At 60.2% G+C, this 20,598-nt stretch carries 15 protein-coding genes and 1 pseudogene; 12 read left to right on the forward strand and 4 right to left on the reverse strand.

Annotated elements, in window-relative coordinates:
• Positions 1-2: 2 nt before the first annotated feature.
• The 7 genes and pseudogenes from ACW9HW_RS10575 to gcvP form a co-directional block, all read left to right on the forward strand.
• Positions 3-143: pseudogene (locus ACW9HW_RS10575) on the forward strand (tetrameric acyl-CoA thioesterase); the annotation flags it as partial.
• A gap of 9 nt (positions 144-152) precedes the next feature.
• Positions 153-1,370 (forward strand): 2-octaprenyl-3-methyl-6-methoxy-1,4-benzoquinol hydroxylase, encoded by a 1,218-nt coding sequence (locus tag ACW9HW_RS10580; RefSeq protein ID WP_457399774.1) that lies wholly within the window; start codon positions 153-155, stop codon positions 1,368-1,370.
• Between the two features lie 221 nt (positions 1,371-1,591).
• Positions 1,592-2,596, forward strand: coding sequence for an extracellular solute-binding protein (locus tag ACW9HW_RS10585; protein WP_095196276.1), 1,005 nt, complete (start codon positions 1,592-1,594; stop codon positions 2,594-2,596).
• A 197-nt stretch (positions 2,597-2,793) separates the two neighbouring features.
• Positions 2,794-4,410 (forward strand): ABC transporter permease, encoded by a 1,617-nt coding sequence (locus ACW9HW_RS10590; protein WP_457399758.1) that lies wholly within the window; start codon positions 2,794-2,796, stop codon positions 4,408-4,410.
• A 156-nt stretch (positions 4,411-4,566) separates the two neighbouring features.
• Positions 4,567-5,649 carry a glycine cleavage system aminomethyltransferase GcvT gene (gene gcvT, locus ACW9HW_RS10595; RefSeq protein ID WP_095196278.1) on the forward strand — a complete coding sequence of 361 codons (1,083 nt, stop codon included), beginning with the start codon at positions 4,567-4,569 and terminating at the stop codon, positions 5,647-5,649.
• Between the two features lie 49 nt (positions 5,650-5,698).
• The gene (gcvH, locus tag ACW9HW_RS10600) at positions 5,699-6,082 is read left to right on the forward strand and encodes a glycine cleavage system protein GcvH (RefSeq protein WP_457399761.1); all 384 of its coding nucleotides are present in this window, start codon (positions 5,699-5,701) and stop codon (positions 6,080-6,082) included.
• 268 nt (positions 6,083-6,350) lie between these two features.
• Positions 6,351-9,224, forward strand: coding sequence for an aminomethyl-transferring glycine dehydrogenase (gene gcvP, locus ACW9HW_RS10605; RefSeq protein WP_457399763.1), 2,874 nt, complete (start codon positions 6,351-6,353; stop codon positions 9,222-9,224).
• Between the two features lie 177 nt (positions 9,225-9,401).
• On the opposite strand, the gene ACW9HW_RS10610 is transcribed toward gcvP, so the two are convergent.
• From ACW9HW_RS10610 to ACW9HW_RS10620, 3 genes are all read right to left on the reverse strand, one after another.
• Complete coding sequence (locus ACW9HW_RS10610; RefSeq protein WP_457399765.1) at positions 9,402-9,719, reverse strand: DUF2388 domain-containing protein; 318 nt, start codon at positions 9,717-9,719, stop codon at positions 9,402-9,404.
• 72 nt (positions 9,720-9,791) lie between these two features.
• A complete protein-coding gene (locus tag ACW9HW_RS10615; protein ID WP_457399766.1) occupies positions 9,792-11,576 on the reverse strand; it encodes a GspE/PulE family protein in 1,785 nt (594 codons plus the stop codon).
• 90 nt (positions 11,577-11,666) lie between these two features.
• A complete protein-coding gene (locus ACW9HW_RS10620; RefSeq protein WP_457399768.1) occupies positions 11,667-11,996 on the reverse strand; it encodes a hypothetical protein in 330 nt (109 codons plus the stop codon).
• A gap of 126 nt (positions 11,997-12,122) precedes the next feature.
• Between ACW9HW_RS10620 and ACW9HW_RS10625 the strand changes: the two genes are divergently transcribed.
• Positions 12,123-12,587: an Lrp/AsnC family transcriptional regulator gene (locus tag ACW9HW_RS10625; RefSeq protein ID WP_095196284.1), complete on the forward strand. Its 465-nt coding sequence runs from the start codon at positions 12,123-12,125 to the stop codon at positions 12,585-12,587.
• Between the two features lie 97 nt (positions 12,588-12,684).
• Here ACW9HW_RS10625 and ACW9HW_RS10630 read toward each other — a convergent pair whose 3' ends face one another.
• Positions 12,685-14,052, reverse strand: a complete 1,368-nt coding sequence (locus ACW9HW_RS10630; RefSeq protein ID WP_457399770.1) for a CYTH domain-containing protein — start codon at positions 14,050-14,052, stop codon at positions 12,685-12,687.
• 157 nt (positions 14,053-14,209) lie between these two features.
• Between ACW9HW_RS10630 and argE the strand changes: the two genes are divergently transcribed.
• From argE to ACW9HW_RS10650, 4 genes are all read left to right on the forward strand, one after another.
• Entirely contained in the window at positions 14,210-15,379 is a 1,170-nt protein-coding gene (argE, locus tag ACW9HW_RS10635; protein WP_095196286.1) for an acetylornithine deacetylase, read from the forward strand.
• 265 nt (positions 15,380-15,644) lie between these two features.
• A complete protein-coding gene (gene argA / locus ACW9HW_RS10640; RefSeq protein ID WP_095196287.1) occupies positions 15,645-16,943 on the forward strand; it encodes an amino-acid N-acetyltransferase in 1,299 nt (432 codons plus the stop codon).
• A gap of 550 nt (positions 16,944-17,493) precedes the next feature.
• Entirely contained in the window at positions 17,494-18,819 is a 1,326-nt protein-coding gene (locus tag ACW9HW_RS10645; RefSeq protein ID WP_207267669.1) for an OprD family porin, read from the forward strand.
• 383 nt (positions 18,820-19,202) lie between these two features.
• Complete coding sequence (locus ACW9HW_RS10650) at positions 19,203-20,564, forward strand: OprD family porin (RefSeq protein ID WP_457399772.1); 1,362 nt, start codon at positions 19,203-19,205, stop codon at positions 20,562-20,564.
• Positions 20,565-20,598 lie beyond the last annotated feature (34 nt).

A 20,598-nucleotide genomic window follows, 5' to 3' on the forward strand; every position in this document is an offset into this window, starting at 1 on the left:
CGAAGATCCGTCGGCAGACGGTCGATGGCCAAAAATACCTGCCGCAATTGCAGGTCGATATTCACGACGGCGCCGGCAACCTGGTGGCGCGCGTCGGAACAACCCTTTACGTGCGGCTCAAGCCGCAAGCGAGACAGGCTTAAAGCATGGAAATGCGCGCAGATCTGCTGATTGTCGGGGCCGGAATGGTCGGCAGCGCCCTGGCGCTGGCGTTGCAGGACAGCGGGCTGGAAGTCCTGCTGCTGGACGGCAGCCCCCTGAGCGTCAAACCGTTTGATGCCCAGGCACCGTTTGAACCCCGGGTGAGTGCCTTGTCCATCGCCAGTCAACGGATTCTCGAACGCCTGGGTGTCTGGGACGGCATCGCCAACCGACGCAGCAGTCCTTACAGCGACATGCAGGTCTGGGATGGCAGCGGCACCGGGCAGATCCACTTTTCGGCGGGCAGCGTCCACGCCGATGTACTGGGCCACATTGTCGAGAATCGGGTGGTGCAGGATGCCTTGCTCGATCGCTTGCACGACTGCGATCTTGGCCTGCTCGCCAACGCGCGCCTGGAACAAATGCGCCGCTCCGGCGATGACTGGCTGCTGGCCCTGGCCGATGGCCGCACCTTGCGCGCGCCCCTGGTGATCGCGGCGGATGGCGCCAACTCGGCGGTTCGGCGCCTGACCGGCGTCGCGACACGGGAGTGGGATTATCTGCACCACGCCATCGTCACCAGCGTGCGCTGCTCGAAACCTCATCAAATGACCGCCTGGCAACGCTTTACCGATAACGGCCCGTTGGCGTTCCTGCCGCTGGTACGTGATGGCCGGCAGGATTGGTGTTCGATCGTCTGGTCGACCACGCCAAGCGAAGCCGAACGCCTGATGGCACTGGATGACGAAGGTTTTTGTCGCGAGCTGGAGCGAGCCTTCGAAGGCCAGCTGGGCAGCGTACTCAACGCTGACCCGCGCCTGTGTGTGCCGCTGCGTCAGCGTCATGCCAAGCGTTACGTGGCTGAAGGCCTGGCGCTGATCGGCGACGCGGCGCACACCATTCACCCATTGGCCGGGCAGGGCGTGAATCTCGGGTTCCTCGATGCCGCCGTATTGGCCGAGGTGCTGCAGCAAGCGGCCGCCCGCGGTGAGCGCCTGGCGGATGTGAAGGTGCTCAGCCGTTACGAGCGTCGACGCATGCCTCACAACCTGGCACTGATGGCGGCGATGGAAGGTTTCGAGCGCTTGTTCCAGGCTGATCCGTTGCCGGTGCGCTGGTTGCGTAATACCGGATTGAAAATGGTCGACCGGATGCCCGAGGCCAAGTCGTTGTTCGTGCGCGAGGCGCTGGGGTTGACCGGGGATTTGCCGGCACTTGCCAAGGCCTGAGAATTTCTTTGAGGCTGATGGCCTCTTCGCGAGCAGGCTCGCTCCCACAATGGAATGCATTTCAACTGTGGGAGCGAGCCTGCGCGCGAAGGCGGCGGCACATTCACCACCCAACTCTGGTTGTGCAACATCTGGTAACGCCTCCACGAACTGTTCGATTGAGAAGGCAAATGTGAGTCCTTATCATTTATCCTCAATTTTTCAATCGAGAGAGCGCTCCCATGTTGGCACCGAAGCGTCTACTGACCGCACTGGCCCTGACTCTGATCGGCAGCACCGCCGCCCAGGCCGCCGACGAGGTGGTGGTCTACTCCTCGCGTATCGACGAGTTGATCAAGCCGGTCTTTGATGCCTACACCGCTAAAACCGGTGTGAAGGTGAAGTTCATCACCGACAAGGAAGCGCCGCTGATGCAGCGGATCAAGGCCGAGGGCGAGAACGCCACCGCTGACCTGTTGCTGACTGTCGATGCCGGTAACCTCTGGCAAGCCGAGCAAATGGGCATCCTCCAGCCCTTCACCTCGAAAACCATCGATGCCAACATCCCGCTGCAGTACCGTGCCGCCTCTCACGCCTGGACCGGCCTGAGCCTGCGGGCGCGGACCATTGCCTACTCCACTGACCGGGTGAAGCCGGGTGAGCTGACCACTTACGAAGCGCTGGCCGACAAGAACTGGGAAGGTCGCCTGTGCCTGCGCACGGCGAAGAAGGTCTACAACCAGTCCCTGACCGCTACCATGATCGAAGTCCATGGCGCCGAGAAAACCGAGAAGATCCTCAAGGGCTGGGTCAACAACCTGTCCACTGACGTGTTCTCCGACGACGTTGCGGTACTGGAGGCCATCAGTGCCGGTCAGTGTGATGTCGGCATCGTCAACACCTACTACTACGGTCGCCTGCACAAGCAGAAGCCTGACCTGCCGGTGAAGCTGTTCTGGCCGAACCAGGCGGATCGTGGCGTGCACGTCAACCTGTCGGGCATCGGCCTGACCAAATACGCTCCGCACCCGGAAGCGGCCAAGGCCCTGGTGGAATGGATGACCACGCCTGAAGCGCAGAAAATCTTCGCTGACGTGAATCAGGAGTTCCCGGCCAACCCGGCTGTGCAACCTTCCGCCGAAGTCGCGGCCTGGGGCAAGTTCGTGGCCGATACCCTGCCTGTCGAAGTCGCGGGCAAGCGCCAGGCCGAAGCGATTCGCATGATGGATCGGGCTGGCTGGAACTGAGTTGCCCGATATACTGCGCCCCGCTTATGCGGGGCGTTTTGTTTTATTGAAAGCACCGCTGACCCTGTAGGAGCGAGCTTGCTCGCGATGAACGTCGGGGCACCGCGAACAGTCAGGCACCCCGCGTAATCGTTGACGTTTTTCGCGAGCAAGCTCGCTCCTACAGGGGCTTCTCCCATCCGTTAGAGAGCTTTCCCTTGGCCCACCCCGCCCAACGCCGCTGGTACCCCCTGGTCTTCGCCATCGCTGCGCTGGTCCTGCTGCCCCTGAGTGTGTTGCTGCTTTCCTGGCAATCCATCGATCAACAAATCTGGTCCCACCTGTGGGACACACAGATGCCGCGTTTGCTGGGCAACACCCTGACCCTGGTGCTTGGCGTCGGTGTCGGGGTGACGATCCTCGGTGTAAGCCTGGCCTGGCTCACCAGCCTCTGTGAATTCCCCGGCAGGCGTTGGCTGGATTGGGCCTTGATGCTGCCTTTTGCAATTCCGGCCTACGTGCTGGCCTTCGTTTTCGTCGGTCTGCTGGATTTTTCCGGTCCCGTGCAAACCCTGCTGCGCGAGTGGTTCGGCACGGGCCTGCGTTTGCCGCGCGTGCGTTCCACGGGCGGGGTGATTCTGGTTCTGGTGCTGGTGTTTTATCCGTACGTTTACCTGCTGGCGCGTACCGCGTTCCTCGCTCAGGGCAAAGGCCTGATGGAAGCCGCGCGGGTGCTGGGGCAATCGCCATGGCAGGCATTCTGGCGGGTGGCCATGCCCATGGCGCGTCCCGCCATCGGCGCTGGCGTGGCGTTGGCGCTGATGGAAACCCTGGCGGATTTTGGCGCGGTGTCGGTGTTCAACTTCGACACATTCACGACCGCGATCTACAAGACCTGGTACGGGTTTTTCAGTCTTTCCAGCGCCGCACAACTGGCCAGCCTGTTATTGCTGGTGGTGATGGTGGTGCTGTACGGCGAGCGTCGTGCGCGCGGGGCCAATCGGGCGAGCAATGAACGGCCACGGGTCAAGGCGTTGTACCACTTGCATGGCATCAAAGCGTTGTTGGCCACGGGGTGGTGCGCTCTGGTGTTCGCCTGTGCCTTTGTCATTCCGGTGCTGCAACTGTTGGTGTGGTTCTGGCAACGTGGGCGCTTCGATCTGGATGAGCGTTACAGCGGTTTGATTCTCCACACCCTGTACCTGGGCGCGCTGGCCGCGTTGATCACCGTCAGTGTCGCGCTGATATTGGCATTTGCCCAACGCCTCGCGCCGACCCAAGGGATCCGCGCCGGGGTCAGTCTGGCCAATCTTGGCTACGCCTTGCCCGGCTCGGTGCTGGCGGTATCGATCATGCTGGCGTTCAGTTACCTGGACCGCGAACTGGTGATCCCGCTCTCCGGCTGGCTCGGTGGCGCCGGCAAACCACTGCTGCTGGGCAGTCTGTCGGCGTTGCTGCTGGCCTACCTGGTGCGCTTCATCGCCGTGGCTTACGGGCCGCTGGAAAGCAGTCTGGCGCGTATACGGCCATCTTTGCCCGAAGCGGCACGTAGCCTTGGCGTCAGTGGGCCGCGACTGTTTTTCAAAGTGTATCTGCCGTTGTTGCTGCCTGGTTCGTTGAGCGCGGCGCTGCTGGTGTTCGTCGATGTGCTCAAGGAAATGCCCGCGACCCTGCTGATGCGCCCGTTTGGCTGGGACACACTGGCCGTGCGGATCTTCGAAATGACCAGCGAGGGCGAGTGGGCGAGGGCGTCTTTGCCGGCACTGACCCTGGTTTTGGTCGGACTGCTACCGGTCATCGGATTGATACGACGTTCGGCGCATCGAAACAGCTAGGTGTCAGTCCTACACCTTGCGGCTACAATGCGCGGCATTCGGTGCGGTCTGTCTGACAGACAAGGTAGTAGAAGTCGGCTGGAAGCCTTTTGTTTCAAGGCTTTTACTCGATAGAGCACTCGCCCGCACCTTCGCCACGCCCGGAAGGAGAAACCCATGGGACAGCGTACGCCTCTGTATGACCTTCATCTCGCCCTCGGCGCGAAGATGGTCGATTTTGGCGGTTGGGATATGCCTCTGCATTACGGATCGCAGGTCGAGGAGCACCATGAGGTGCGCCGCGATTGCGGTGTTTTTGATGTATCCCACATGACCGTGATCGATGTCGACGGCCCCCAGGCCAAAGCCTGGTTGCAGCATTTGCTGGCCAATGATGTCGAGCGCCTGCACAGCTCCGGCCGCGCGTTGTACAGCACCATGCTCAACGAGCGCGGCGGCATCGTCGACGACATGATCGTCTACCGTCTGGACGATGGTTATCGTCTGGTGGTCAATGCTTCAACCCGCGATCAGGACATCGCATGGATGCAAGCCCATCTCGACGGCTTCGACGTGCAGCTCAGCGAACGCTCCGAGTTGGCGATGCTGGCGATTCAAGGCCCTCACGCCCGGCAAAAGGTTGCTGAATTGGTGACCCAGTCCCGCGGCAACCTGATCCAGCTGCTCAAACCCTTCGAAGGGCAGCCCGACGGTGACTGGTTCATCGCGCGCACCGGTTACACCGGTGAAGACGGTCTGGAAATCATCCTGCCGGCCGATCAGGCGCCGGGGTTTTTCAACGACCTGGTGGGCGCGGGTATCTCCCCGATCGGCCTGGGCGCGCGGGATACCTTGCGGGTCGAGGCCGGCATGAACCTGTACGGTCAGGATATTCATCAAGACGTTTCACCGCTGGCATCCAACATGGCCTGGAGCATTGCGTGGGAACCGGCCGCCCGCCAGTTCATCGGGCGCACCGCGCTGGAAGCCGAGCGCAGCGCTGGCGTACAGCACAAACTGGTCGGTCTGGTCCTTGAGGAGCGTGGGGTTTTGCGCGCTCATCAAGTGGTCCGTATCGCCGATGTTGGCGAAGGAGAGATCACCAGTGGTAGTTTCTCTCCTACGCTTAGCAAGTCGATTGCACTGGCGCGCGTGCCGATGGCAACTGCCGACCGCGCGGAAGTGGAAATCCGTGGCAAGTGGTACCCGGTCCGAGTGGTCAAACCGACCTTCGTACGCCATGGCAAAACCTTGATCTAACCTTTTCTGGCGGCAATCACCGCTGACAATATCCTTGAGGACACAGAACATGAGCGATATCCCTGCCGACCTGCGTTTTGCCGAAAGTCACGAATGGGCTCGCCTGGAAGCCGATGGCACCGTCACCGTGGGCATCAGCGATCACGCGCAGGAAGCGCTGGGTGATGTGGTGTTCGTCGAGCTGACTGAAGTCGGCAACGTGTTTGCTGCCGGTGATCAGTCGGGTGTCGTTGAATCGGTCAAAGCCGCTTCCGACATCTACGCCCCGATTGCCGGTGAAGTGATCGCGGTCAACGAAGATTTGAGCGCTTCGCCGGAACTGCTCAACAGCGACCCGTACGGCGCGTGGATCTTCAAGCTCAAGCCAAGCGACAAGGCTGAGCTGGACAAGCTGCTCGATGCGGCCGGATACAAGGCCGCCATCGGCGAATAAGCCTTTAGCGTCATCCCCAAAGCCCCGACTTGTCGGGGCTTTTTTGTCTGCCCGGTTCCTTCTTGTGGGAGCGAGCCGGCTCCGGGCGGCGTTCCGACGAATACGGCTTAACATGTGACATTGATTTCGACTGACCCACCGCTTTCGCGAGCAGGCTCGCTCCCACAAGGGAATCAGGTTTTCCTGCAGGTTCGCTGTTGGCAGTGACTGCTATGCTGGTTTGACCGTGTTGCATCGACGTTGAGCGCCAGTCAAGAGAGAGCCCGTCATGTCCCAGTTGCCGTCCTTGAGCCAATTACGCGACCCCAATGCCTTTCTTCGCCGCCACCTCGGGCCGGATACCGCCGAGCAGCAGGCCATGCTCGACAGTCTCGGCCTTGGTAGCCGGGTCGAGCTGATCGAGCAGACAGTGCCACCGGGGATTCGCCTGAACCGGCCGCTGGATTTGCCGCCGGCCCTCGACGAAGAGGCCGCGTTGGCCAAGCTGCGAGGCTACGCCGAACAGAACCAGGTCTGGACCAGCCTGATCGGCATGGGGTATCACGGCACACTCACGCCGGCTGTCATCCTGCGCAATGTGCTGGAAAATCCCGGTTGGTACACCGCGTACACACCCTATCAACCGGAAATCGCCCAGGGGCGGCTCGAAGCACTACTGAATTTCCAGCAATTGACCATCGACCTGACCGGGCTGGAGCTGGCCAATGCCTCGCTGCTGGATGAAGCTACCGCGGCGGCGGAAGCCATGGCCCTGGCCAAACGGGTGGCCAAGTCGAAAAGCAATGTGTTCTTTGTCGATGAAAACTGCCATCCACAGACCATTTCCGTGGTGCAGACCCGCGCCGAAGGCTTCGGCTTCGAGTTGATCATCGACGCTGTGGATAACTTGAAGCAGCACCAGGTGTTCGGCGCGCTGCTGCAATATCCCGACACCCATGGCGAGATCCGCGACCTGCGTCCGTTGATCGATCATCTGCACGCCCAGCAGGCGCTGGCCTGTGTGGCGGCTGATCTGCTGAGCCTGCTGCTGTTGACGCCGCCTGGGGAGTTGGGCGCTGACGTGGTGTTTGGCTCTTCCCAGCGCTTCGGCGTGCCCATGGGCTATGGCGGTCCGCATGCGGCTTTTTTTGCCAGTCGCGACGAGTACAAACGGGCGATTCCCGGGCGGATCATCGGCGTGTCGAAAGATGCACGCGGCAACGTTGCCCTGCGCATGGCCCTGCAAACCCGTGAGCAACATATTCGCCGTGAAAAAGCCAACTCGAACATCTGTACCGCGCAAGTGCTGCTGGCCAACATCGCCAGTTTCTATGCGGTCTACCACGGCCCGGAAGGGCTCAAGCGCATAGCCCAGCGCGTGCACCGACTGACCTGCATCCTCGCCGCGGGCCTTGAACGCAAGGGCGTCACGCGCCTCAACCGGCATTTCTTCGACACCCTGACCCTGGAAGTCGGCGGCACCCAGACCGCGATCATCGAAAGCGCCCAGGCCGCGCAGATCAATTTGCGCATTCTGGGGCGCGGGCAATTGGGCTTGAGTCTTGACGAAACCTGCGACGAATCCACCGTAGCCAAGCTGTTCGATGTATTCCTGGGAGCCGATCATGGGCTGAGTGTCGATGAACTCGATGCCGAGGTGCTGGCTCCCGGTATCCCGAGCCCTTTGCAAAGAACCACCCCCTATCTGCGCCATCCGGTGTTCAACGCCCACCACAGCGAAACCGAGATGCTGCGCTACCTCAAGCAGCTGGAAAACAAGGACCTGGCACTTAATCAGTCGATGATCCCGCTGGGCTCTTGCACCATGAAACTCAATGCCACTAGCGAGATGATTCCGATTACCTGGCCGCAGTTCGCTAATCTGCATCCATTCGCACCGAAAGAGCAGGCGGTCGGTTATTCATTGATGATCGAAGAACTGGAGCGCTGGCTCTGCGCGATCACTGGTTTCGATGCAATCTGCATGCAGCCCAATTCCGGTGCCCAGGGCGAGTACGCGGGGCTGCTGGCGATTCGCAAATATCATGAGAGCCGTCAGCAGGGCGGGCGGGATGTCTGCCTGATCCCGTCTTCGGCCCACGGCACCAACCCGGCCTCGGCGCAGATGGCCGGGATGCGTGTGGTGATTGTCGAATGTGACGAAGCAGGCAACGTCGACCTGGATGACCTGAAAGAAAAGGCCGCCGAAGCCGGCGACAAGCTCTCCTGCCTGATGGCGACCTATCCGTCGACCCACGGCGTGTACGAGGAAGGCATCAGCGAGATCTGCGAAGTTATCCACAGCCATGGCGGCCAGGTCTACATGGACGGCGCCAACCTCAATGCCCAGGTCGGGCTGGCGCGACCGGCGGACATTGGCGCCGATGTGTCCCACATGAACTTGCACAAGACCTTCTGTATTCCCCATGGCGGTGGCGGGCCGGGCATGGGGCCGATTGGCGTACGTGCGCACCTGGCGCCGTTCGTGGCCAATCACCCGGTGGTGCCGATCGAGGGGCCGCTGGCGCAGAACGGTGCCGTCAGTGCCGCGCCCTGGGGCAGCGCGAGCATCTTGCCGATCAGCTGGATGTACATCGCCATGATGGGCCCGCAGCTGGCCGATGCCAGCGAAGTGGCGATCCTCGCCGCGAATTACCTGGCTCGGCACTTGTCCGGGGCGTTCCCGGTGCTCTACACCGGGCGCAACGAGCGGGTGGCCCACGAATGCATTCTCGATTTGCGACCGCTCAAGACGTTGACCGGCATCAGCGAGGAAGACGTCGCCAAGCGCCTGATGGACTATGGCTTCCATGCACCGACCATGTCGTTCCCCGTGCCGGGCACGTTGATGGTCGAACCGACCGAAAGTGAATCGAAAGCGGAACTGGACCGCTTCATCGGCGCAATGCTGAGCATCCGCGCGGAAATCACCGAGGTGCAGAACGGCAACTGGCCGGCCGAGGACAACCCGCTCAAACGAGCGCCGCATACCTTGGCCGATATCACCGGGATTTGGGAACGTCCCTATAGCATCGAACAAGGCGTGACGCCGGATGCTCACACCAAGGCCCACAAGTACTGGCCGGCGGTGAACCGGGTGGACAATGTGTATGGCGACCGGAATCTGTTTTGTGCCTGTGTGCCGCTGGATGAGTACCGCTGAGACTTCTGGCTACGCATAACCCCTGTGGGAGCGAGCCTGCTCGCGAAAGCGTTTCAACAGTCACGATGATTTCGACTGACCTATCGCCTTCGCGAGCAGGCTCGCTCCCACAGGGGATTTCTGTAGGCCAATAAAAATGCCGCTCAAGTGAGCGGCATTTTCTGTTTGGCTGGAAGCTTATTCCGAAGCCACGGCATTCTTTGCCAGGATCGCATTCGCCAGTTCCATGTCCGTGGCCTGCAGGCCCGGGTTGTCGGCGCGGACTTTCTGCATCGCAGCTTCGAGATACGGGCCGCGGATGCCGCCGTCACTGGCGACGAAACTGCCGGCATCGTCCTGGGCAGCGACGATCAGCTTGTGATCCTTGAAGGTCAGGTAGGTCGAACCGGTGGTTGCACCGGAAGTAAGAACGTTACGCCAAAAGCTATCAGCCATCGCCGAACCGACAGGCAGGGACAACAGGACGATGGTAGCGACAGCAAGTTTGAGACGCATAGAAGGTAACTCCACTGGATAAACTACCGCCTTTGATAGCGATTCCCCCAATCGAGTTCCATTGCCGCTTACCTACTTCTGCTCGCTCTGCGGCGTCACGCGCAGGACCTCCTCGACCGTGGTCACGCCGGCCGCCACCTTCTGTGCGCCTGACAGGCGCAAGCTGCGCATGCCTTCCTTGAATGCCTGACGCCGCACCGCCAGTAAATCGGTGTCGGGACTGATCAGCGCTTTCAGACCGTCGGTCAATTGCATGATTTCGTACACCCCGGCGCGGCCGTGATAGCCGGTGTCGCGGCATTCCAGGCAGCCGATGGCGCGTTGAGCGTTGGTGGGCAGGGGGGCTTGCCAGGGCCGGGTCAGTGTTTGCCAGTCTTCTTCCCCCAGGGTGTTCGGAGCCTTGCAATGCGGGCACAAGGTTCGCACCAGCCGCTGGGCCATGACCCCGAGCACCGTGGCCTTGATCAGGTAATGCGGCACGCCCAGTTCCAGCAGGCGGCTGATGGCGCTCGGCGCATCGTTGGTGTGCAGCGTCGACAGCACCAGGTGACCGGTGAGGGCGGCCTGGATCGCCATCTCGGCGGTTTCGAGGTCGCGGATTTCGCCAATCATGATGATGTCCGGGTCTTGTCGCATCAGTGCACGCACCCCGGAAGCGAAGGTCAGGTCGATGTTGTGCTGGACCTGCATCTGGTTGAACGCCGGCTCGACCATTTCAATCGGGTCTTCGATGGTGCAGAGGTTGACCTCCGGCGTCGCCAGTTTCTTCAGTGTGGTGTACAGCGTGGTGGTCTTGCCGGAACCGGTCGGCCCCGTGACCAGAATGATGCCGTTGGGTTGACGGGTCATGTCCTGCCAGCGGCGCAGGTCATCGGCTGAAAACCCCAGCTGATCGAAGTCCTTGAGCAACACCTCCGGGTCGAAGATCCGCATGACCATTTTTTCGCCGAAGGCAGTCGGCAGGGTCGACAGCCGCAGCTCCACTTCGCCGCCATCCGGGGTCTTGGTCTTGACCCGGCCATCCTGGGGTTTGCGTTTCTCCGCGACGTTCATCCGCCCCAGGCTTTTCAGGCGGCTGACGATGGCCATGGTGACTTGCGGCGGGAATTGGTAAACGTTGTGCAACACGCCGTCGATGCGAAAGCGCACCGTGCCTTGTTCGCGCCGGGGTTCAATGTGGATATCGCTGGCGCGCTGCTGGAAGGCGTACTGGAACAGCCAGTCGACGATGTTGACGATATGCGCGTCGTTGGCATCCGGCTCCTGATCGCTGGCGCCGAGATTGAGCAACTGTTCGAAATTGCCCAGGGTGCTGGTCTGCTGATCGGCGTTGCTCGCCCCCGTGACCGATTTGGCCAGGCGAAAGAACTCAACGCTGAAACGCTGGATATCCACCGGGTTGGCCACGACGCGCTTGATCGGCAATTTCAGCACATGCGTCAGGTCGGCTTCCCAGCCGTTGACGTAGGGCTGGGCGCTCGCCACCGTCACGGCGTCGCGGTCGATGGAGATCGCGAGAATCTTGTGGCGCTGGGCGAAGGCGTAGGACATCAGCGGTGTCACGGCCGCGACGTTGATTTTCAGCGGGTCGATACGCAGGTAAGGCTGACCAGCCTGTTGGGACAGCCACAGGGTCAGGTTTTCCAGGTCCAGGTGCTTGCCGGGGCGACTGAGGTCGTTCAGCTGTTGGCTGGCGATGAACTCCAGTGGGTGCATCTGGCCATGGTTGGCGTGGCGGCGACGGGCATTGAGCGCGTGTTCAGCCGAGTTCTGGCTGATAAAGCCCTGGGCGACCAGTTCGCGCAGCACATCATTGAGATCCAGCCAGCGGTCCTGAATGGTGAGTTGAACGGACATGCGGGCTCCTTTTGAACAACAGTGCGCAAAGGATAGTCGTGGCACCACAGACCGTTGGGCCACTACCCGACGAAGCCGTATCGGTTTTTTTCAGCCGGTTGCCTGAGCGGCTTCAACCCAGGCAGGGTCGGCGCTTTGCAGATCCACCGAGCAGACGCTGATCAGGTTGCGAAGTTTTTCTGCGATCACCTGGGCGCGGTGCCAGCTCAGTCCGTCGATGACAACCTCGATGGCCAGCAAGTCGTCCTGGCGCTGCACGTGCACCTCTTCGGGCGTCAAGAACTGCAAAGCGAACAAGTTGAGCGCGCGGCACAGCAGGTCGGGCTCGGCTTCGGCCAGTAATTGGTAGCGCACGCGGGAGTGCACGTTACTGACATTCCAGACATCGGCGCGGGTGTTCACGGCTTCCAGGTGCGGCATGGTCGTTCTCCAAAATCAATGGAGAAATTTTTACATTCGGTGGCGGGTATTTCTTATCTATGATGGGATGAATCGCGGTTAAATCGAATCGCATGATTCATAAAGTCATCCATCACAGGTTTTTTTATGCAAAGCGAACTGGACGGCTACGACCGCAAGATCCTGGCGTTGCTTCAGGAGGACGCTTCGCTTTCCAGTGCGCAGATCGCCGAGCAGGTGGGACTTTCGCAGTCGCCCTGCTGGCGGCGGATCCAGCGGATGAAAGAGGAGGGGATCATTCGCGCCCAGGTGACCCTGCTTGACCGCAAGAAAATCGGTCTGAATACGCAGATTTTCGCCCAGGTCAAACTCAACGCCCACGGACGCTCGAACTTCACCGAATTCACCGAGGCGATTCGTGGGTTTCCGGAGGTGCTGGAGTGTTACGTATTGATGGGGGCGGTGGATTTCATGTTGCGGATCGTCGCGGCGGACATCGAGGCGTATGAACGCTTCTTCTTCGAGAAGCTGTCGATGGTGCCGGGGATTCAGGAGGTCAACTCGATCGTGGCTTTGTCAGAGATCAAGTCCACGACGAGTTTGCCGGTCTGATGTTTTGCGGGGGATGTGGCTGCCTCTTCGCGAGCAGGCTCGCTCCCACGGGAGAACGCATTTCAATGTGGGAGCGAGGCTGCTCGCGAAGGCGGTATTACAGGCGCAGCAAAGTCTTCCAGGCCCGATTCTGATACACCGCAATCGCCTGCTGCTTGCGCGCATCCAGGGCTTCGTCGGTGATCGGTTCGTTGGCCAGTTGCGCCAGTTTGTTCAGCTCGCCATACAGGCGATCCATTTCCGGGATTTCCAGCACGTTGCGCGCGTGGTGCAGCCAGGCCTGGATACGTTCGATACGCGGCAGTTGCTCGGCCAGGTCTTCCGGTTGTTGCTGGTAGCGTTGCAATTGCAGCGAGTTGGCTTCTTCGCCCAACAGTCGCGGCAACCAACTGCCCAACTGCGCCGCGCCCTGGCGATTGCCGCGGGTGTTGCGGTCGGCGGTCCAGGTGCGGGCCAGCAACCAGCGTGAAGTACTCAGGGAGAACAGGCCCCAGCGCGGATCTTCGAGTTCTTCGAGGAACTGTTCCGGCGCGGCTTTACGCACGTCTTCATCATCCATACCGGCCTGGACCAGAGGGCGCCAGTCTTCCAGCAAGGCATCCAGTGCGGCGCGCAGGTCGTGGGTCGATTGACGCGGCGCGGCCTGGCCGAGGCTGCTCACCAGTGCACGCAACTCGGCGAGGTTTTCCACCCAGTCTTGCAGCAATCGCCAGTGGCCGTTGAAGCGATACTGCTCGGCCAGACGCTGACTGCTGGCCAGCAAATGCCAGCACAGGGCGGCGAAGGCGTCGTCCAGCGGCGTTTCGGCAGTGAGTTGTGGTGCCGGCAAGCTCAACGAATAGCTGTTGGCGTCGTGCAAGCGATAACCGCGTTCGGCCTTGCTGATGTCACACGGCATCAGTGGCAGGGTCGCGGCCAGTTCAGCGGCCAGTTCCAGCAGCGCGGCCGGTTCGCCTTCGCGCAATTCGAGTTCCAGTTCGCAGATTTCTTCTTTCTGCTTGCCGACGATCACCTGGCCCAGGTCCAGCGCGGCTTCGATGACCACTTTGGACTTGCCGCGACCCCAGGCGATCTCGGCGTATTCGCGCACGAAATCGGTGGTGAAAATCGGTTTCAGGGTTTTCTTGTCCAGTTCGGCCAGCGCTTCGGGCCAGCATTCGCCGTCGAGTTTCTTCACATCGAGCTTGGCTTTGGGCAGGTGCCATTCGAACTCGTTACGCTCGGACAGACCGGCGACGCTCTGGCCGCGGGTCTTGAGGGTCTGAATCACGGCATCGCCATCTTTGCGCAGGCGCAGGGCCACCTTGGCGCGGGCCAGGTCGCGCTCGGGCGTGTCGAAGTACTGGTTCATCAACTCACGGCTTTCCCAGCCACTTTTGTTGCGTTTTTTCAGTAACGGGTGCTCGCGCAGGGCGGCGAGGGTTTCGCGGCTGACGCGGAGTTTGATTTCGGTTTCTTTCTGCATGGCCGGAAAATCCAGGATCGGGAGCGCAGCCGGGGGGAATGTGTGGCTGCCAAGGCTGTGCAGTGTACAGGACTGATCGGCGCTGCGTGCCGCAACGGTTTATTCCTGTCATTGGATGGCTCTATGATGGACTTCAATTCGGGAGTTGGAGCCAGCGATGCCTTTGCCATCCATGAAAGATCAGTTCGCTGCACTGATCGCTGCACCGTCCGTCAGTTGCACCCAGGCGAGTCTCGATCAATCCAATCGTCCGGTGATCGACCTGCTGGCCGCCTGGCTCGGTGACCTCGGGTTTGCCTGCGACATCCAGCAGGTCAGCCCCGGCAAATTCAATCTGCTGGCCAGTTTCGGCAGCGGCCCCGGCGGCCTGGTGCTCGCCGGTCATAGCGACACGGTGCCGTTCGATGGCGCGCTGTGGCAGACCGATCCGCTGAAGCTCACCGAAGTCGACGGTCGTTGGGTCGGCCTGGGCAGTTGCGACATGAAGGGCTTTTTCGCCCTGGCCATCGAGGCGGTGAAGCCGCTGCTCGATCAACCGTTCAAACAGCCGCTGCTGATCCTTGCCACCTGTGATGAAGAAAGCTCGATGTCCGGTGCCCGGGCGCTGGCTGAAGCGGGGCGCCCTTTGGGACGGGCAGCGGTGATCGGCGAACCGACCGGACTCAAACCGATCCGCATGCACAAGGGCATCATGATGGAGCGCATCGATATCCTTGGGCAGAGCGGTCATTCCTCAGACCCACGCCTGGGCCACAGCGCCCTGGAAGCCATGCACGATGCCATCGGCGAACTGCGCGGCTTGCGCTTGCTGTGGCAGCGTGAATTTCGCAACCCACAGTTCAGCGTGCCGACCCCGACCCTGAATCTCGGTTGCATCCATGGTGGCGACAACCCGAACCGCATCTGCGGCCAGTGTTCGCTGGAATTCGACCTGCGACCCTTGCCGGGCATGGACCCCAAGGCGCTCCGTGCAGAGATTTTGCAGAGGCTCAGGCCGGTCGCCGAGCGGCATCAGGTCAAGATCGATTACGCGCCGCTGTTCCCCGAAGTGCCGCCGTTCGAGCAGGCCGAGGACGCGGAGCTGGTGCGAATCGCCGAAAAGCTGACCGGCCATCGTGCCGAAGCGGTGGCGTTCGGCACCGAAGCGCCTTATCTTCAGCGACTTGGCTGTGAAACACTGGTGCTTGGCCCTGGCGATATCGCCTGCGCCCACCAGCCGGGGGAATTCCTCGAAATGTCACGTTTGCAGCCTACGGTGCATCTATTACGTCAGTTGATTGAACATTACTGCCTGACACCGGCCAAAACTTCTGTGCCAATGGGTTAAATGCGATCAATGTGGGAGCGAGCCTGCTCGCGAATGCGATGGGACAGGCACATCGATGTCGACTGAAAGACCGCCTTCGCGACCAGGCTCGCTCCCACAAGGTCTGTGTTTTGGCCGAAAGGCCGTATAAATTGCCGGTATCCCAACCCGTATTCATGAGGAGAGCGCGCGTGTCGCCAAGCCTGTTCCGACGATAACCATCAGCCCGCTGTGCGTTTTCTGTTTCGCCCTTTTTTAGGCTGCTATTTATTACAGGCCCAGGTTCATGCCCGAATACGTCAATTGGCTTCGTCACGCTTCGCCTTACATCAACGCCCACCGCGATTGCACCTTTGTCGTCATGCTTCCCGGCGACGGTGTCGAGCACTCCAACTTCGGCAATATCGTCCACGACCTGGTGCTGTTGCACAGCCTGGGCGTGCGGCTGGTGCTGGTGCACGGCTCCCGCCCGCAAATTGAAGCGCGCCTCGCCGCCCGTGGCCTGACCCCGCATTACCACCACGGTATGCGCATCACCGATGCCGCGACCCTGGAATGCGTGATCGACGCCGTTGGCCAACTGCGCATCGCCATCGAAGCACGGCTGTCGATGGACATGGCTTCCTCACCCATGCAGGGCTCGCGCCTGCGGGTGGCCAGCGGAAACCTGGTGACCGCACGACCGATCGGTGTGCTTGAAGGCGTCGACTATCACCACACCGGCGAAGTGCGCCGGGTCGACCGCAAGGGCATCAACCGCCTGCTGGACGAGCGTTCCATCGTGCTACTGTCGCCATTGGGTTACTCGCCGACCGGCGAAATCTTCAACCTCGCCTGTGAAGACGTCGCCACCCGCGCCGCCATCGACCTGGGCGCGGACAAACTGCTGCTGTTCGGTGCTGAAGAAGGCTTGATCGATGAACACGGGCGACTGGTGCGTGAGTTGCGTCCGCAACAGGTGCCGGCGCATCTGCAGCGTCTGGGCAGCAACTACCAGGCGGAGCTGCTCGATGCCGCAGCTGAAGCCTGCCGGGGCGGTGTGGCCCGCAGCCACATCGTCAGCTATGCCGAGGATGGCGCGCTGCTGACCGAACTCTTCACCCGCGACGGCGGCGGTACGCTGGTGGCCCAGGAACAGTTCGAAGTGGTGCGCGAAGCGGCCATTGAAGACGTCGGTGGATTGCTGGATTTGATCAGCCCGCTGGAAGAGCAGGGCATTTTGGTGCGGCGTTCCCGGGAAGTGCTGGAGCGCGAGATCGAGCAGTTCAGCGTGGTCGAGCGTGAAGGCATGATCATCGCCTGCGCGGCGCTGTATCAGATTGCCGATTCGGATGCCGGTGAGCTGGCGTGTCTGGCGGTGAACCCGGAGTACCGTCATGGCGGTCGCGGCGATGAACTGCTGGAGCGCATTGAAACCCGCGCCCGGGCCCAGGGATTGAAAACCTTGTTCGTCCTAACTACTCGCACGGCCCACTGGTTCCGCGAGCGTGGTTTTGCGCCGAGCAGCGTCGAACGCCTGCCGTCAGCGCGGGCGTCGTTGTACAACTATCAGCGTAACTCGAAGATCTTCGAAAAAGCCCTCTGATCGCCCCACTCACTGTAGGAGCGAGCTTGCTCGCGATGAACTCGAAGGCACCGCGTTCATCCAGGACGCCTTCGTCATCGTTGACGTCCATCGCGAGCAAGCTCGCTCCTGCAAGTCCTGCGAAAAATAAAATCTCCGATACATAAACTGTAACAAATGGGCCGGATAGTGCGCGTTTGTTCGGCAGGGCGTTGGCCATTTCGACAGTAATTGTTGCGGCATTGTGTCAAGGCCGGATCGATCTATAGATCGTTTGGAGAATACCCTTTAGGAATTAGCTGATCAGCCGCCGCTCTATTCTGAGCAGTCGCAGGACGGGGAGCTTAATTCCTAAACGGTATGAGAAAAGAATCCACCCATTCTTTTCAGGTTCATGACGAACTCATGACCCTGCATGGACCAAAAATCTGGGGATTAGACTATGGTCGTAGACACACATGGTTACGATTGACTTGTGAGTCACCGTCCGGCGCTAATCGCGCATCTTAGGATTTCGGGCAATGGACCCGGGACCAGGACTACAAGAATTAGAGACGAGAGGAGCTTAACAATGAACAAGTCCACCTTGGCCCTGGCCGTGGCCGTAGGGGTTTTGGCGCAGCAGGCAGGCGCCGCGGGTTTCATCGAAGACAGCAAGGCTTCCATCAGTTCGCGCACCATGTATTACAACGACGATAACCGTGACGGTGGCGCAGATCAGCGCGAGACCGCTCAGGGCTTCAAGTTCGATTACCTGTCTGGATTCACTCAGGGTGTCGTCGGTTTCGGTTTCGACGCCCAGGCACTGGTGGGTATCCATCTGGACGGTGGCAAGGGCCACCATCCGGACGCCAACACCTTCTTCCCAAGCGACACTGACGGTTCGGCAGTGCACGAGTGGAGCCGTGTGGGGGGGAACGTCAAGGCACGCTTCTCGAAGACCGAAGCCCACTACGGTAGCGCTCTGCAGCCAAACATGCCGATCCTGGTAGCGAACGATAGCCGTCTGCTGCCACAGACCTTTGAAGGCGGCACCATCACCTCCAAGGAAATCGACAACGTCACCTTCAACGTCGGTCAGCTGGAGCATTCGGCCGGTCGCGCCTCGTCGAACTCCACTGGCCTGGCTGTAGCTGGCGGTACCGAGGAGAGCAACAAATTCCGTTACGCCGGTGCTGACTGGAAGGTCACCAAAGACCTGATGCTGCAGTACTACTACGCGAACCTGGAAGATTACTACAAGCAGAACTTCCTCGGCTTGGTGCACGTTTACCCGATCAGTGCCAATCAGTCTTTCAAGACCGATGTTCGTTACTTCGACAGCAGTTCCGACGGCAAGAACGGTGACGCCGGTTATCGTTTCAACAACAACGGTGGTTTCGCCAAGACCCCGGGCGAGGTCGATAACAAGACCTGGAGCGCCATGTTCACCTACACCCTGGGTGGCAACGCCTTCCTGCTCGGTCATCAGCGCGTCAACGATGACGGCGGCTTCGTTTATTTGAACCAGGGCAACGTGGTTGATAGCAACGGTCGCCCTGAGGGGAACGGTGGTACCAGCTTCTACCTGTTCACCGATGCCATGATCAACGGCTTCGTTCGTGCCGGTGAAAACACCACCTTCGGCCAGTACACCTACGACTTCGCCGCTGCGGGTGTGCCAGGTCTGAAAGCGTCCGTGGCGTACTTGAAGGGTGAAAACATCAAGTCCGCTACCGGCGGTAGCGATGCATCCGAGTGGGAACGCGACATGCGGGTGGACTACACCATCCAGCAAGGCACGCTCAAAGGCCTGGGCGCAACCGTGCGTCATGGCGTCTACCGTGGCGACGCAGCCGGCCTGCCCGACAAGGACCAGACCCGTCTGATCTTCAACTACACCTACGCCTTCAAGTAAGCCGTAGCGAAAAGCCTCGTCCGCGGACGAGGCTTTTTTTCGGGTCGATTTTTATATTCCATAAATAGCGATGCTGATGATTTTTTATTCTTTTTAGATTTTATCGTGAACACCTACAGTAGGCCCACCTGACACATCAGGCCCCGCACTACCTGTTTCAGTCCTCCAAAGAAGAACACTTCAGGAATTGGTTTTTGAGCCGATACCGATGTCCCGGCTCGGGCAACTGCTGCCAATCCATATTCCATTGCGATATGAATAACGATGTGCTGATTCTTTTTGGATTTATGAACAGGTATCCTGCGCGGCCCAAATTCAAGGATCCAGGGCGTTCGACCCCGGACCAGCAACATAAAAAATTAGAAACGATAGGAGCGAAACACATGAACAAGTCCACCCTGGCCCTGGCTGTGGCCGTAGGGGTTCTGGCGCAGCAAGCAAGCGCCGCCGGTTTCATCGAAGACAGCAAGGCTACTTTGGGGCTGCGTAACTTCTACATCAACCAGGACTTCCGTGACGGGAGTGCCGAGCCGAACAAAAACGAAGAATGGGGCCAAGGTTTCGATCTGCGTTTCACTTCCGGCTACACCCAAGGCACCGTTGGCTTCGGTATCGACGCCATCGGCCTGCTGGGTGTGCGTCTGGATTCGGGCGGCGGCACTAATGGCAACGTTAACGCCAATGGCACCTCTGGTAACGCTTATGGCGGCACTGTATTCCCAAGCAAATCCAACGGCGAAGCAGTTGATAACTTCTCCAGCCTGGGCCTGACAGCCAAGGCCAAGATCTCCCAGACTGAGCTGAAGCTCGGTACTTTGCAGCCGAAACTGCCGGTGATCGTGACCAACGACGGTCGTCTGCTGCCACAAACTTTCCAGGGTGGCCAGATCACCTCGGGCGATATCAAAGACCTGACACTGATCGGTGGTCAGATCGAACACGCCAAGGGTCGTAACTCCAGCAACAATGAAGAGCTGTCGATTGCCGGTGCCAACGGTCGCACGGCTGCTGGTCGCGACAGCAACAAGTTCATCTACGGTGGCGGTGACTATAAAATCACCAAAGACCTGACTGCCCAGTACTATTACGGCAATCTGGAAGACTTCTACAAACAGCACTTCCTGGGTCTGACACACAACTGGGCAATCGGGCCAGGCGTACTGAAATCCGATCTGCGCTACTTCAACAGCCGTGATGACGGTGCCAACGGTCACGATCCGTTCTACTACACCTCGGGCGACTACAACGCGCCTAATGGTAAAGGCAAGGTCGACAACAACCTGTACAGCGGCCTGTTCCTGTACACCGTTGAAGGTCACACCTTCGGTGGTGGTTATCAGGTCAGCAACGGCAGCAGCGACTTCCCGTTTCTGAACCAGGGTGATGGCTCGTCGGCCTATATCATTACTGACATGCAAATCCAGAAGTTCGCCCGTGCCGGCGAGAAAACCTGGCAAGCACGCTACTCGTTTGACTTCGCCAAGGTCGGCGTTCCTGGCCTGACGGCGGGCGTGGTCTACCTGCGCGGTGATGATATCGATACCGTCAACGCGGCCGGTGGACAAGCAGCTAAGGGTGCTTCCGAGTGGGAACGCGACTTGACCGTAGGCTACGTCGTCCAGTCGGGCCCGCTGAAGAACCTCGGCCTGCAGTGGAGAAACGCCATGTGGCGTACCGACCTGCCGAACACTCGCTCGCAGGACGAAAACCGCCTGATCGTCAGCTACTCGATCCCGCTGTTGTAATACTGTGGGAGCGAGCCTGCTCGCGAAGCGGTGT

Source organism: Pseudomonas sp. SDO5532_S415 (assembly GCF_054071155.1).

Bases quoted from the DNA above. Each gene is read 5' to 3' on its own strand.
- ACW9HW_RS10630 (WP_457399770.1), bottom strand. From the start codon at position 14,052: ATGCAGAAAGAAACCGAAATCAAACTCCGCGTCAGCCGCGAAACCCTC.
- ACW9HW_RS10650 (WP_457399772.1), top strand. From the start codon at position 19,203: ATGAACAAGTCCACCCTGGCCCTGGCTGTGGCCGTAGGGGTTCTGGCG.
- argE (WP_095196286.1), top strand. From the start codon at position 14,210: ATGCCTTTGCCATCCATGAAAGATCAGTTCGCTGCACTGATCGCTGCA.
- ACW9HW_RS10625 (WP_095196284.1), top strand. From the start codon at position 12,123: ATGCAAAGCGAACTGGACGGCTACGACCGCAAGATCCTGGCGTTGCTT.
- ACW9HW_RS10585 (WP_095196276.1), top strand. From the start codon at position 1,592: ATGTTGGCACCGAAGCGTCTACTGACCGCACTGGCCCTGACTCTGATC.
- ACW9HW_RS10610 (WP_457399765.1), bottom strand. From the start codon at position 9,719: ATGCGTCTCAAACTTGCTGTCGCTACCATCGTCCTGTTGTCCCTGCCT.
- argA (WP_095196287.1), top strand. From the start codon at position 15,645: ATGCCCGAATACGTCAATTGGCTTCGTCACGCTTCGCCTTACATCAAC.
- ACW9HW_RS10615 (WP_457399766.1), bottom strand. From the start codon at position 11,576: ATGTCCGTTCAACTCACCATTCAGGACCGCTGGCTGGATCTCAATGAT.
- gcvH (WP_457399761.1), top strand. From the start codon at position 5,699: ATGAGCGATATCCCTGCCGACCTGCGTTTTGCCGAAAGTCACGAATGG.
- ACW9HW_RS10620 (WP_457399768.1), bottom strand. From the start codon at position 11,996: ATGCCGCACCTGGAAGCCGTGAACACCCGCGCCGATGTCTGGAATGTC.
- ACW9HW_RS10645 (WP_207267669.1), top strand. From the start codon at position 17,494: ATGAACAAGTCCACCTTGGCCCTGGCCGTGGCCGTAGGGGTTTTGGCG.
- gcvT (WP_095196278.1), top strand. From the start codon at position 4,567: ATGGGACAGCGTACGCCTCTGTATGACCTTCATCTCGCCCTCGGCGCG.
- ACW9HW_RS10580 (WP_457399774.1), top strand. From the start codon at position 153: ATGCGCGCAGATCTGCTGATTGTCGGGGCCGGAATGGTCGGCAGCGCC.
- gcvP (WP_457399763.1), top strand. From the start codon at position 6,351: ATGTCCCAGTTGCCGTCCTTGAGCCAATTACGCGACCCCAATGCCTTT.